Consider the following 14,316-nt stretch of genomic DNA (forward strand, 5'->3'; position numbering starts at 1 on the left):
CCCGTTACCGAAGTCCAGAGCCTAGAGGCCTCGCCGCGGATCCGGCAGTGGTATCCGCTTCATCCATTGCTCGGTAGACGCATCCGCAGGATGCTGCTGAGAAGGGTCGCCGCAAGGCGCGAACCAGGTGTCGCGATGCATTGACTGCTTCGTTTCTGGCGATGGCCCTGGCGCTCGTCGGCTTCCATGGCTTTACATTTTTTTCGGAATGGGATGACGGCATGAGCGCCACAGGCGGCAAACGCGTCATGGCATTTGCGCGTGTCATAGGCGCCATCGGCTGTGACCAAACCGATGTTCTGATCAGGCGGAACTTGGTTCAGCAACTCGAGTAGCATGGGAGCATCGCCTACAGTGCTGGTCGTGACTCCAAATGCCCGCATCTCCAACGTTTCCTCTTCGATCCATATGTGAATCTTGCGCCAAATGCGCCGCATGGAGCCGCCGTTGCTCGGCACCACATGCCTTGCATGTGTGAGGGGACTTGCGGGCGTTCCATTCGCCTTCACCCTCAGATTTGATGCCGGTGCTATCAATCAAGAGGTTCAGCGGGCCGGTTCCGCCACGATACGGCAGGCTCACGTTCAGCGTTCTCTGGCGGCGGCATCGGGTGCTGAAATCCGGCACTGTCCAGTTCAAACCGACCAACCGCAGCAAGCTCTCGACGAAACCCGTGGTCTGCCGGAGCGGCATACCAAACAGAAGCTTCATCCCCTCTCGGGACATTGCGTTGCAATGCCCTGCCGGGCAGCCGTCAGGCAGGCCTGGATCGCCGCATCGCTGAACTCCTGCTGTCGCCCACGCTTGCCCGTTGGCGGCGGCGTCCAGGTCATCTCCAGATCAAACCAAATCGAAAGCGATCCGCGTTGCTTCAGCGCTGTGTTGTACGAAGGCCAGTTCCCGGTCTTGTCCTTCGTAGGGGCCCAACTGCTTAAGCCTTCCAGCTATCATGCTGGATTCATGACGTGAATCCCGAGAGGGATGTGTGCAAAAAGCCATGTCAACCAGAAATCAGTTGGATACCGCCTGCTCAGTTCAGGTGATCACGTCTGGTGTGGTTCTACCGGTCCTGTTCGCTATCTCCGCGACGGTATCGGCCGCAGCGATGATCGAGGCCAGCGCCACTTGTGGGTCCTGTGCAAGCGCAACCGGATCGGTTTCCAGCCGTTCGAGGTAGACGCGTAGGGTTGCCCCCTCTGTTCCGGTTCCAGACAGGCGGAATACGGCACGGCCGCCGCCTTCGAAATAGATACGGATCCCCTGCCCTGTCGATATCGAGCCATCCACGGGATCGTCATAGGAGAACTCGTCTGCACCCGAGATCGTCACGCCGGCAAAAACCTGACCCGGCAGCCGTTTCAGGCGGGTTCGCAGATTGTCGATCAGAGCGTTGGCCACGGTGATGTCCACGGATTCGTAGTCATGGCGCGAATAGTAGTTCCGCCCGTATCGCTCCCAATGCTCTGCCATTAGCTGTGCCACGGACTTTCCGGTTGCGGCCAGGATGTTGAGCCATAAAAGAACCGCCCATAGCCCATCCTTTTCCCGCACATGGTCGGATCCGGTGCCAGCGCTTTCCTCGCCGCAGATCGTGACCTTGCCTGCATCGAGCAGGTTGCCGAAGAACTTCCAGCCGGTCGGCGTTTCGAAATGCGCGATGCCCTTGGCCTCGGCCACCCGATCCGCTGCGGAGGAGGTGGGCATGGACCGGGCGACACCAGCCAGACCTCCGGAATAGCCCGGTGCCAGATGCGCGAGATCGGTCAATAGAGCAAGACTGTCGGAGGGGCTGACATAGCAATGCGCCCCGACGATCATGTTCCGGTCACCGTCACCATCCGAGGCAGCGCCGAAATCGGGCGCGTTCGGACCATGCATGATGTCCATCAGTGTCTTGGCCCAGACCGGGTTCGGGTCCGGGTGACCACCGCCGAAATCAGGGCTTGGGATGCCGTTGATGACGGTTCCGGCTGGGGCCCCGAGCCTGTGCTCCAGGATCTCGCGCGCATAGGGGCCAGTGACCGCATGCATGGCATCGAAGCACATACGGAAGCCGCCGTTGAACAGGCCGGAAATTGCGTCGAAGTCGAACAGCTCCTCCATCAGCATCGCGTAATCTGCCACCGGATCGACAATCTCGACGGCCATTTCGCCAAGACGGCTCTCTCCGAGGTCAGCGAGAGAACCGGGCTCGGCACCAAGGATGCGATAGGAGGCTATGTCTAGGGTTCGGGCAAAGATCTGCGCGGTTACAGCTTCCGTCGCGGGGCCACCATTGGGGCCGTTGTATTTCAGACCGAAATCCGCATCCACGCCGCCGGGATTGTGGCTGGCCGACAGGATCAGCCCGCCATCGGCGCAACGTTTGCGGATCAGGTGCGAGGCAGCCGGCGTCGACAGCAGACCATGCTGTCCCACGATGCATCTTGCCACCCCGTTGGCTGCCGCCATGCGCAGGATGATCCCGATGGCACTATCGTTATAGTAGCGCCCGTCCCCCCCGATCACGAGAGTCTTGCCGGCGACACCGCCGATCCCATCGAAAATCGCCTGAACGTAGTTCTGCAGGTACGCTGGCTGCATGAAGACGCGCGTCTTCTTGCGCAGGCCGCTGGTGCCTGGTTTCTGATCAGCGATCGGTGTCGTCGCAATCGTCTGAACGGTCATATCATGGCCTTTCTTGCTTGCTTGGCTTCGCCCACGATTGGCCTGCCCGAAACCGGACGCAGTTCAAACGCCACGACGCTGTTCTCGGCGACATCCACCTTGCCATGGCGTGGTGCCGCTGCGCTTTGCCCGGACGTGTCGATCACGCGTTGCCAGCGATGTCCCGGCAGGGTTTCAGGCAGAAACGCCGTTGTTTTTCCACCTGCGTTGAACATCAGGAAGATCGCACCAAGACGAGGCTCATAAGCCGGTGTGCCGCGCGCCATGCGCATTTCGACCCCGAGAAACTTTAGGTCAGGCTGGCACCAGTCGTCTTCTGTCACGGCCGCACCGTCTGCACGGCGCCAGAAGACATCCGGTTTACCATCCACGGCGCGCTTGCGCGCATGCAGGAACCGTTTCTGGCGCAGGATCGGGCTCGCCTTGCGAAAGGCGATCAGCAGGCGGCAGAAGGCGAGGAAATCCGGGTCGGCTTCGTCCCAGTTGACCCAGCCGACTTCATTGTCCTGGCAATAGGCGTTGTTGTTGCCCATCTGGGAATTGCCGAGCTCATCGCCTGCCAGGATCATCGGGGTGCCTTGGCTCAGCATCAGCGTGGCGAACATATTGCGCCGCCTCTGAGCCCTCAGGGCGAGAATGGCTGGATCGTCTGTCGGCCCTTCATGACCGCAATTGTCAGAAAAGTTGTGATCGTGCCCGTCCCCGCCGTCCTCGCCATTGGGCTCGTTGTGCTTGTGATTGTAGCTGACCGTATCCATCAGCGTGAAACCGTCATGGGACGTGATGAAGTTGATCGACGATGTAGCCGGGCGTCCATCATGATCGAAGCGCAGGGCCGAACCTGTGATGTTTCCGGCCAGTTTTCGGGTTATGCTGGCATCCCCGCGCCAGTACTTCCGCACATTGTCGCGGTACTTGTCGTTCCACTCGGTAAAGGGCGACGGGAAAGCGCCCAGTTGGTAACCGCCGGGGCCGACATCCCAGGGCTCGGCAATCATCTTGACCTTGTTCAACACCGGGTCCTGTCGGATGGCTCGGCAGAACGGCCCGTCCCGGTCAAACCCGCCAGAGGTGCGTGCAAGCGTCGATGCAAGGTCGAAGCGGAAGCCGTCGACATGCATCACCTCGACCCAATACCGAAGGCTGTCCATCACCATGCGCAGCACGAAGGGATGATCGAGATCCAGCGCGTTCCCGCATCCGGTGTCATTGACGTAGAACCGCATGTTGTCGGTCAGCCGGTAATAGCTCGCGTTGTCCAAGCCGCGAAAGCTGAGGGTGGGACCACGTTGGTCGCCCTCGGCCGTGTGATTGTAGACAACATCGAGGATCACCTCGATTCCGGCTGAGTGAAATCGTGCGACCATCTGCTGAAATTCCGAGATGTCCTGATTGCTCAGATAGCGCGGCTCCGGTGCGAAGAACCCGTAGGTCATATAGCCCCAGTAGTTTCGCAGCCCCTTATCCACGAGAAACCGGTCGTCAACCGATGCCTGCACCGGCAGCAGCTCGATTGCGGTCACGCCCAGGTCGGTGAGATGATCCAGCATCTGTCCCGATGCCATGCCAAGGAACCGCCCGGCGTGCTCGATGTCCACGCGCTGAGCTGTCAGGCCCTTGACATGCGCTTCGTAGAGGATCGTTTCGTTCCACGGTGTATCGAGCCGAAGGCGTTCGCCACGACCCCAGGTAAAGGACGGGTCCACGACGACCGAGCGCGGCATGTAAGGGGCACTGTCTCGGGTGTCAAAGCTCATATCCTCGTCGACATGGCCGATCTCGTAGCCATAGAGCGCATCGTTCCAGACCGGGTGGCCCGCAATCCGCTTTGCATAGGGATCAAGCAGGAACTTGTGCGGGTTGAAGCGATGCCCCTCGTCCGGCGCATACGGGCCATGAGCGCGGTAGCCATATTGCTGCCCGGGCCGCAGGCCTGAAATGTAGCCGTGCCAGATATGGCCTTCACGCTCAGCCAGATCGATGAGGTAGGTTTCACGCCCTTTTTCGTCACACAGGCACAGTGTCACGCGGGTTGCGTGTTGAGAAAAGACAGCGAAGTTGACCCCCTCGCCATCGAAAGTCGCCCCGAGCGGGTTTGGTCGCCCCGCACTCAGTTGAAAATGGGTCATTCGGCGGCCTCAAGAAGCTCAGTGTAAAGCGCGGCATAAGCGGACGCCGACGGGTCCCAGCCAACGGGATGCGCCATCGCGTTCCGCTGAACCTTCGACCACAGCTTGGGGGTCTCGTACAGATCGCAGAGCTGCGTCAACGCATGCGAGAGTGCGTCGGCGTTCACCGGATGGAACTGCACGCCGGTCGCCACCTGCCGTGCCATCGTCGCGGGCGATACGGGAATGACCGTGTCCGCGAGACCTCCGGTCAACGCCACCACCGGAATCGTGCCATAGCGCAGCCCGTAAAGCTGGGTCAGCCCGCAGGGTTCAAACCGTGAGGGGACCAGGATCGCGTCACCCCCCGCGATCATGCGATGTGACAGCGCCTCGTCATAGCCGATGCGCACAGCGACATTGGGATCATCGATCTGTTGAAACGCGGCTTCCAGTGCCGGGTCGCCTGACCCCAGCAAGGCAAGTTGCCCGCCACGGGCCAATAGGACCGGCAGTGCTTCAAGCAGAACGTCCAGCCCCTTCTGCTCGGTCAGCCGTGACACGACAACGCAAAGCGGACCCTTGGCCTGTGGCAGCCCCAGCTCCGATTGCAGGGCAGCGCGGTTTGCACCTTTGCCACGCGGCGTCTTGTAGGTCTGGATCAGGTCGTCATTTTCGGGAGACCAGACCTCGAGGTCGATGCCGTTCAGGATTCCGCTCAGGTCATCGCGCCGGGCCCGTAGCACACCGTCCAGGCCCATGCCGAACTCTGGCGTCATCAGTTCCTGGGCATAGGTGGGTGACACCGTGGTCAGCTTGTCGGCACAGACCAGCCCCAGTTTCAGGGTCGAGATCTGTCCCCAATATTCCGCCCGTTCGGAGGTCAGATCGCCCGCCGCGATCCCCAGCTTTCCCGCCTGCGTCATTGGCGTGAGACCCTGGAACGCAACGTTGTGGATCGTCAGAACGCTTGGAACCGGCACCCCGTCGCGCTTGAGGTAGTACGGCAAAAGCCCCGCCTGCCAGTCATGGCAATGCACAAGGTCAGGCTGCCAATCACCCAGGCGACCGGCCGCGACATCGGCACCGACCATACACAGGGCCGCGAAGCGTTCGGCGTTGTCCGGCCAGTCACGGCCATCGGGCTCGAGGTAGATGCTGCCGGCCCGATCGTAGAGATGCGGCGCATCCAGAACCAGAAGATCGAGACCCGCAGTCGTCCCTGACAACAGGCGAGCATCCCCACCGAAGCAGTTTTCCACCTCTGCCACGGTCTGCGCATTCTCAAGCGCGGCCATCACCGCCGGGTAACCGGGCAGCAAACTGCGCATCTCGACCCCGTGCCCGCCCAGAGCGCCAGGTAGCGCCCCTGCCACGTCGGCGAGCCCCCCTGTTTTGACAAGGGGCGCGCATTCCGAAGCGACAGAGAGAACCTTGATCATTGCGCGTCCAGCCACCTTTCAACCATCGGCTTCGTGATAAGCGTCGTGCCCTTTTCCGACACCCGAAAGAACTTGGCATCTTCCACCGGATCCTCGCCAACGACCAGCCCTTTCGGAATTTCCACGCCACGGTCGATCACGCATTTCCGCAATCGTGCAGAGCGGTTGATGATCACGTCGGGCAGCACCACGGAATGGTCGAGCACCGCGTAGGAATTCGTGTGAACCCCGGTGAACAGGAGCGAATTGCGCACTTCGGTTCCGGAAATGATGCAGCCCCCCGAAACCATCGACGAAATCGCCACCCCGCGCCGATCCTTCTCGTCATGGATGAACTTGGCTGGCGGAACGCTTTCTGAATAGGTCCATATCGGCCATGTTTGATCCCACAGATCCAACTCGGGGACGAAATCGGTAAGGTCGATATTCGCCTCCCAGAAGGCGTCGATCGTTCCGACGTCGCGCCAGTAGCTCGGCGCGCCATCCGCGCGGACGCAGCTGTCGTCAAAGCGGTGCGCGATAGCCTTGCCGTTCTTTACGATCTCCGGGATCAGGTCATTTCCGAAATCGTGGGAAGAATTGGGATCCGCCGCGTCCTTCAGCAGCAATTCGCGCAGGAAGGCCCAGTTGAAGACGTAGATGCCCATCGAGGCCAGCGCCTTGGTCGGGTCCTCGGGTGTGCCCGGCGGATCGGCGGGTTTTTCCAGAAACGACGTGATACGGCTTTCGGTATCGACGGCCATCACGCCGAAGGCACTCGCATCTTCGCGCAGGACTGTCAGACAGCCGACAGTTACGTCAGCCCCGGCCTCGACATGCTGGCGCAGCATGATTTCGTAATCCATCTTGTAGATGTGGTCACCCGCAAGGATCACGATGTATTCGATGCCGTAACTGTCCACGATATCAATGTTCTGCGTGACCGCGTCTGCCGTTCCGCGATACCACATGTCTTCTGACACACGCTGCGACGCGGGCAAGATATCAATGAACTCGTTGCGTTCAGCGCGAAAAAAGTTCCAGCCGCGCTGACAGTGGCGGATCAGTGAGTGGGCCTTGTACTGCGTCGCAACCGCCATGCGCCGGATGCCCGAATTGACCGCGTTGGACAGCGCGAAATCAATGATCCGGGTTTTGCCGCCGAAATAGACCGCCGGTTTGACCCTCCGGTCCGTAAGCTCCTTGAGACGCGACCCGCGACCCCCGGCCAGCACGAACGCCATGGATCTTTGCGATAGTCTCGTAACGTCCACCATGTCCTACCCTCCCTATTTCTGATGCCGAAGAATGAGCGCCGCCAGCGGCGGAACCCTGATTTCGACGCTTTGCGGCAGCCCGTCCCAATCGCCCTCCCGGCTGTGGATCGTGCCGCCATTGGTTCTGTCACCTCCGCCATAGGCCGCGGAATCCGTGTTCAGGACCTCTTCCCAAGCTCCCGGCGCGGGCACCCCGATACGCCAGTGACGCTCGACCGGGGTGTAATTGCACACCACGACGCAAGGCGCATCGCCGTCATCGCCGAACCGGGCGAACGCAGTCAGCGACAGGTCCGGGTCATTGGCGATCCAGCGAAACCCGCTCGGGTCGCAATCGCGTCGGTGCAAAGCGGGGGTATCGCGGTAGAGATGGTTAAGATCGCGTACCAGCGCCTGAATGCCCTGTTGAAGAGGCCCGTGCAGCGCGTCCCAGTCCAGGGACTCGTCATGGTTCCACTCCGACCACTGCGCAAATTCGCAGCCCATGAACAGCAGCTTCTTGCCGGGATGCCCCCACATGAAGCCGTAATAGGCGCGCAGGTTGGCGAATTTCTCCCACTCGTTGCCGGGCATCTTCGCGATCATCGAGCCCTTGCCATGCACGACCTCGTCATGGCTGATCGGCAGCACAAAGTTTTCCGAGAACGAATAATCGATCGGGAATGTTATCAGGTGGTGATCATATTTGCGGTGGATCGGGTCCTTTTCGATGTAGCGCAAGGTGTCGTTCATCCACCCCATGTTCCACTTGAACCCAAAGCCAAGCCCGCCCGCATCGACCGGTGTCGATACGCCGGGAAAGGCGGTGGATTCCTCGGCAACCGTCATGATCCCATCGACCTGCCCGTAGCAGACGGTGTTCATCTCTTTCAGAAAATCAATCGCTTCGTAGTTTTCGCGCCCCCCATCCCGGTTCGGAATCCAGGCATCATGGGCACGTGAATAGTCACGGTAAAGCATCGAGGCCACCGCATCCACGCGCAGCCCGTCCACGTGATATTCCTCGAACCAGAAGAGCGCATTGGCGGTCAGGTAGTTTTTTACCTCGTTGCGCCCGTAATTGTAGATCAGCGTGTTCCAGTCCTGATGAAAGCCCTCACGCGGGTCCGCATGCTCATAAAGATGCGTGCCGTCGAACGTCGCTAATCCGTGGGTGTCAGACGGAAAATGCCCCGGCACCCAATCGAGGATTACGCCGAGACCAGCCTTGTGCGCCGCCTCGACCAGTGCGCGGAAGTCGTCGGGCGGTCCAAAGCGGATGGTGGGGGCATACATGCCGATCGGCTGGTAGCCCCAGGACCCATCGAACGGGAACTCGCTGATCGGCAGGAATTCGAGATGCGTGAACCCCATCCACTTGGCATAGTCAACAAGCTCCTTGGCGAGTTCCCGGTAGCTGAGCTTGCGGTTGCCTTCTGCCCGTCGCCACGATCCAAGATGCACCTCGTAGACCGAAATCGGCTTGTCGCGCTGCTGTGCCTGTTGGCGGTTCGCCATCCAGGCGTCATCCTCCCAGGCGTAGCTGGAAATATCGCGCACGACGGACGATGTCTCGGGCGGATGCTGTGCCCCGAAGCCAACCGGATCAGACTTCAGGAACGGAGCCCCCACGCTTGGAGCGATTTCATACTTGTAGAGATCACCATCGCCGAGCCCGGGCAGGAAGATCTCCCACACTCCCGTGACACCGACCCGGCGCATCGGGTGACGCCGCCCATCCCAGACGTTGAAATCCCCCACGACGGATACGCGCACCGCATTCGGAGCCCAGACCGCAAAATGCGTACCCGCCACGCCATCAAGCTCGGTCACATGCGCACCAAGCGCGTGCCAAAGCTGCCGGTGCGTGCCTTCGCCGATGAGGTATTGATCCATGTCCCGCAGGACCTCCCCGAACCTGTAGGGATCTTCAAAGCTCCAGATATTGCCGTCGGCATAGGTGGCTGTCAGGCGATGCGCGAATTTGGAATTCGGCACCTGCGCCGCAAAAATCGGCCCCTGCAACCGCAAGAGCGGCACTGTCTTGCGCCCGACCGTCGCCGTCACTTCCGTTGCATCCGGAAGCAGCGCGACGCACCAGGCTTTGCGCCCGGTCTTGTGAACCCCCAATACATCGAAGGGGCGGTCATGGCGCGCGCACAGCAACGCCTCCACATCCGCCCGAATCATATGGGGCGGCATCGCAGGTGACCGGGAGCTGTCCATCTTGCCCACCATCAAGACACCCGACCAATGACAAACCCGTTGGCGCCCAGGTGCAAAGCCCTGCCCTCGATTGCGGCTGCCTGATCCAGGACGGAACGAATGTCGATCGGCAATTCCACCGAAATCGGCGTGGCAGAGAGATTGTAGATACAGACCATGTCGTCCCCTCTGCGAAACCCTAGCACCGGTTCGGGGAAATCGAGAAACACTGTTTTGCCGTCCCGCAGGTCCGCTTCGGCCCGGCGCAGGGCCAGCATCTCCTTGTAGAAAGCCAGCACGCTGTTTTCGCCTTGGGTCGAGACCGCGCGCGCTTGTTGCGGCGGCTTTATCGGCAACCATGTGCGATTTGCCTTGGAAAACCCGCCATTCGGCGCATCCCTGTCCCACACCATCGGGGTTCGACAGCCGTCTCGCCCGGTTTTCTCAGGCCAGAAGTTGATGCCCTCGGGGTCGGTCAGTTCCTCGAAGGTCAGCACCGTATCGACCTGCCCAAGCTCTTCGCCCTGATAAATGCAGATCGAGCCCTCGAAGCTCAGCAGCAGCGCTGCCGCCTGCTTGGCCAGTTCGTCCTGATCTTCCGAGTGGTCGAGCCAGCGCCCAACATGGCGCGGAACGTCATGGTTGGAAAAGGCCCAACACGGCCAACCATCGGGCGCGCCCTTGAAAAAGGCTTCGATCCGGCTGCGAAAATGCCCGGGTGAGAAATCGGGCCCAAGCAACTCGAAACTATAGGCCATGTGCAGGCGCTTGGAACCAGAGGTGTATTCCCCCATCAGGTCGATCGAATGGTGGCTGTCGCCCACCTCGCCCACCATTGTGCGCTCGTCATATTCATCCAGAAGCGCGCGCAGCCTTTCCAGGAACGCGATGTTCTCGGGCTGGTTCTTGGAAAACAGCGTGTACTGCATCTCGAACGGTCGCACGGCCTGCTGCGCCCAGGGAAGCGGATTGGCGGCATTGTCGCGCAGCATCTTGTCATGCACGTAGAAATTCACGGTATCGAGCCGGAAGCCGTCCACCCCCCGATCGAGCCAGAAGCGGACGCAGTCCAGCAGGTAATCCTGCACTTCAGGATTGTGAAAGTTCCAGTCAGGCTGTTCCCGCAGGAAGTTGTGAAAATAGTACTGCCGCCGCCGCGCGTCCCATTCCCAGGACGCCCCCCCGAAGATCGCCAGCCAGTTGTTGGGCGGCGTCCCGTCAGGCTTGGGATCCGCCCAAACGAACCAGTCGGCCTTCGGGTTGTCGCGGCTCTGCCGGCTCTCAACGAAAAAGGGGTGCTGATCTGATGCGTGGCTCAGGACCTGGTCGATGATCACCTTGAGACCGAGCGCATGGGCCCTGTCCAGCATCGCGTCGAAATCGTCCATCGTACCGAAGGTCGGATCGATGCCGCAATAATCCGAGACATCATATCCCATATCCGCCATCGGAGAGGGAAAGACGGGGCTGAGCCAGATTGCATCGACGCCGAGCGCAGCAATATGATCAAGGCGTTCCGTGATGCCCTTGAGATCGCCGATCCCATCGCCGTCGGAGTCCATGAAGGACCTTGGATAAATCTGATAGGTCACCGACCCGCGCCACCAGTCCTGCTTGCTCGTCATTCACAAAGCCCTTCCAAACAAAGAATGTTAGCCCTAACATTTCCACCCGTTCTAGGTCCCGAGCCGCATCACTTCAACCGATTCAACCCATGAAACGTGTAGGAAGGGCAAGCTGTGCCCGGCCTGCATCAATTGTCGAAATGATGATGGATAACCAAGCCGACCCACCCTAGGACCAACGGCCAGGTTGAAAGCATGAACCGCACGATCAAGGACGCCACCGGCAAACGCTTCCACTACGACAGCCACGATCAACTTCGGACGCACCTCGAGGACTTCATGGCAGCCTACAATTTCGCCCGCAGGCTGAAGACCCTCAGCGGCCTCACGCCATACGACTATGTCTGCAAGGTCTGGACTCCAGAGTCGGACAGATTCATCGTCAATCCGATCCACCAGATGCCGGGACTGAACACCTAACCGAGGATACTGGGCCCATGTCGGATACCCTGCTGCCATCGAGACCCATGTATCAGGTGCGGAATACAAGCCTGAATAAGCTATGCGGTGGCGCCTTTCTGCGCTTATAGTTTGAGGATGCCCCGTCAGAGCAAGTATCGCCCCTTCACACCCGATCCCGCCCAAGTCGCAAGGATGCCGGCGATCAGTGGAAACGAGATCAACGGATTGAATGATCCGACCCCTCGGCGTCCGCGAATGGTGTATTGGGCGCCTGATCCGAGCGAGATTCCGCACGGCGAAATGCAGGGCTATTTCTACCAGCAATCCGCGAAGGTGCCTGAGTTCGGCGAAAAACGGGCGCAACGGATGGAAATTGCCGAGGCGCCTTTGCCGCCGCTGGCCGAACAGAAGCGACAGGCGACCCCGGTGGAGTGGACCGGCGAACTCGATCAGTTCGTCGCGTCACATGTCTGCGACATGACTGGTGTCGCGGAGATGAAGCCCGAATGGGTATTTGAAGGATATCACATCGCCCAATCCCGCGTGATCATGCTTGGCGTACACCACAACTATGATGCAATCGCAAAGGCTCCCGAGGTCGAAGCTGGACTGCAGGTCGTTGATCAATACATCCGTGCGGCCAGAGCGGCGAAGATCGTGGCCGGTTGGATCAGAACCCAAGGCTGGGAAGCGGAGGCGGTCACCGGACCCATGACCGGATCCTTGACGATGATCCCGCCCGCGCTTGCCTGCGGCTTCGGGGAACTTGGCAAGCACGGCTCGATCATCAACCCGGAGTTCGGAGCCTCATTCAGGCTCTCGGCGGTGCTTACGGATGCTCCGTTTGCAGTAACACCTACCCGGTCGCATGGTGTGGACGACTTTTGCCAAAACTGTCGAATTTGCGAAGATGCCTGCCCACCAGAAGCGCTGTCTGCCGAGAAACAAGTCGTGCGCGGCGTCCGAAAATGGTACGTCGATTTCGACAGGTGCCTGCCGTTCTTCAACCAGACCCACGGCTGCGCGATCTGTATCGCCGTTTGCCCCTGGTCAAGACCGGGTGTTGGCGTCAACCTTGCGGCAAAGCTGGCACGCCGGGCAGAACGCTCGGCCGCTGATTGATCGGTCGTCACTGGAGTCGCGTCCTGAAAGCGGGCTTTTGCGCCCCCCCAAAGCGAACACTCACCTCGTCCCGCATCTTACCAGGTCATGTACCGTGCAGCGAATGTCGCCACATCTCAGACCCGTCACCCCTACAAACGCCGCGAAGGTGATGGACGAGCCCAGATTGCCTGATGCCGCGGTTCGAACGAACGAGCACTCCGAATCCACAAGTGACACCCAGATCCGCATAGGGACATGATATCTCGAACCTGATTGCAGTGGATCGCATCCCACCCAAAAACATCAAAGCGCTGACCATTTTTGCATAACTCAGCTTCGCAGGTGGACTACTCTGTCCCGACTTTGGGAGGCACCACATGACACGTTCTGATTCGATCTCTCTGGGCTATGACCCCAACCCTTCGCGTTCCAGTTCGCTACGAGCGGAGGCCTACACGGAAGAGAAGTGGTTTGACGCTGACCTGAAATCCATCATTTCGAGAACGTGGCAATGGGTGTGCCATGTGGAAAAAACACGCGAGCCGGGGTCCTACGTGACCGTCGAAATCGCCGGACAGCCCATAGCCGTTGTGCGCGACAAAGAGGGCGTGCTTCGTGCCTTTTACAATGTCTGCAAACACCGTGCGCATGAGTTGCTGACGGGTGAAGGCTCCACCAGCCGGATAATGTGCCCTTATCATGCTTGGGTCTACAAGCTTGACGGGCAATTGGTCCGCGCCCCCCACACGGAGAACCTTGAAGATTTTCGCACGGATGAGATCTGCCTCGACGCGGTGCAGGTCGAAGAGTTCTGCGGGTTTGTCTTCGTCAATCTGGACCCGAAGGCCCCCGCTTTGGCTCAGCAGTCTGGCAACCTGGAAACGGAAGTGCGCCATTGGGCACCGGATGTTGATCAACTCACCTTCGGGCACCGATTGACCTATGACATCAAATCAAACTGGAAGAACGTCGTTGATAACTTTCTAGAGTGTTATCACTGCCCGACGGCCCATAAGGATTTCTGCGATCTTGTGGATATGGAGACGTACAAGGTCACGACCTATGGCATCTATTCCAGTCACATGGCCGATGCGGGAAACAGCCCCAATGCCGCATATGACGTGTCGAACGCCACGGTCAGAACCCATGCGGTTTGGTGGCTTTATCCGACGACCTGCTTGATGCGTTATCCGGGTCGGTCCAGCATGATCGTGCTCAATATCATCCCCGTCGGGCCGGACCGGACGTTGGAGACCTATGACTTTTTCCTCGAAACGTCAGAGCCCGACGCGATGGAGCTGGATGCCATACGCTATCTGGATGAGGTGCTGCAGGTTGAAGACATCAGTCTCGTCGAATCCGTGCAGCGCGGGATGAGCACACCGGCCTTCACCCAAGGCCGGATCGTCAACGACCCGGATGGCTCGGGCAAATCCGAACATGCAGTGCATCACTTTCATGGGCTGGTGCTGGATGCCTATGCCAAGGGTGCAGCGTGATGCGGCCAAAAATCCGTGTGATCATGTGC

At 59.8% G+C, this 14,316-nt stretch carries 8 protein-coding genes and 2 pseudogenes; 3 read left to right on the forward strand and 7 right to left on the reverse strand.

Translation table 11 applies throughout. The features are described from left to right. Positions 1-97: 97 nt before the first annotated feature. From EP237_RS05425 to EP237_RS05455, 7 genes and pseudogenes are all read right to left on the reverse strand, one after another. A pseudogene (locus EP237_RS05425) lies at positions 98-944 on the reverse strand (IS5 family transposase); the annotation flags it as partial. A 91-nt stretch (positions 945-1,035) separates the two neighbouring features. Next, entirely contained in the window at positions 1,036-2,667 is a 1,632-nt protein-coding gene (locus EP237_RS05430; RefSeq protein ID WP_127558917.1) for an alpha-D-glucose phosphate-specific phosphoglucomutase, read from the reverse strand. Continuing rightward, on the reverse strand, positions 2,664-4,796 hold the full coding sequence (gene glgX / locus EP237_RS05435) for a glycogen debranching protein GlgX (RefSeq protein WP_127558919.1): 2,133 nt from the start codon (positions 4,794-4,796) through the stop codon (positions 2,664-2,666). The genes EP237_RS05430 and glgX overlap by 4 nt, the downstream gene beginning before the upstream one ends. Beyond that, entirely contained in the window at positions 4,793-6,217 is a 1,425-nt protein-coding gene (gene glgA / locus EP237_RS05440; RefSeq protein ID WP_127558921.1) for a glycogen synthase GlgA, read from the reverse strand. Before glgA ends, glgX begins: the two co-directional genes overlap by 4 nt. Next, on the reverse strand, positions 6,214-7,473 hold the full coding sequence (glgC, locus tag EP237_RS05445; protein ID WP_127558923.1) for a glucose-1-phosphate adenylyltransferase: 1,260 nt from the start codon (positions 7,471-7,473) through the stop codon (positions 6,214-6,216). The genes glgA and glgC overlap by 4 nt, the downstream gene beginning before the upstream one ends. Before the next feature lie 12 nt (positions 7,474-7,485). Continuing rightward, positions 7,486-9,678 (reverse strand): 1,4-alpha-glucan branching protein GlgB, encoded by a 2,193-nt coding sequence (gene glgB, locus EP237_RS05450; protein ID WP_240661520.1) that lies wholly within the window; start codon positions 9,676-9,678, stop codon positions 7,486-7,488. A gap of 11 nt (positions 9,679-9,689) precedes the next feature. After that, positions 9,690-11,282, reverse strand: a complete 1,593-nt coding sequence (locus EP237_RS05455) for an alpha-amylase family glycosyl hydrolase (RefSeq protein ID WP_127558927.1) — start codon at positions 11,280-11,282, stop codon at positions 9,690-9,692. 150 nt (positions 11,283-11,432) lie between these two features. Here EP237_RS05455 and EP237_RS05460 point away from each other — a divergent pair. The 3 genes and pseudogenes from EP237_RS05460 to EP237_RS05470 all read left to right on the forward strand — a co-directional run. Continuing rightward, positions 11,433-11,702, forward strand: a pseudogene (locus tag EP237_RS05460) (integrase core domain-containing protein); the annotation flags it as partial. Between the two features lie 174 nt (positions 11,703-11,876). After that, positions 11,877-12,806 carry a 4Fe-4S dicluster domain-containing protein gene (locus EP237_RS05465; protein ID WP_240661522.1) on the forward strand — a complete coding sequence of 310 codons (930 nt, stop codon included), beginning with the start codon at positions 11,877-11,879 and terminating at the stop codon, positions 12,804-12,806. A 359-nt stretch (positions 12,807-13,165) separates the two neighbouring features. Further along, positions 13,166-14,287, forward strand: coding sequence for an aromatic ring-hydroxylating oxygenase subunit alpha (locus EP237_RS05470; protein ID WP_127558931.1), 1,122 nt, complete (start codon positions 13,166-13,168; stop codon positions 14,285-14,287). Positions 14,288-14,316: the final 29 nt, after the last annotated feature.

The sequence above is a fragment of the Nioella ostreopsis genome, from assembly GCF_004000255.1.
Classification (GTDB): domain Bacteria; phylum Pseudomonadota; class Alphaproteobacteria; order Rhodobacterales; family Rhodobacteraceae; genus Nioella; species Nioella ostreopsis.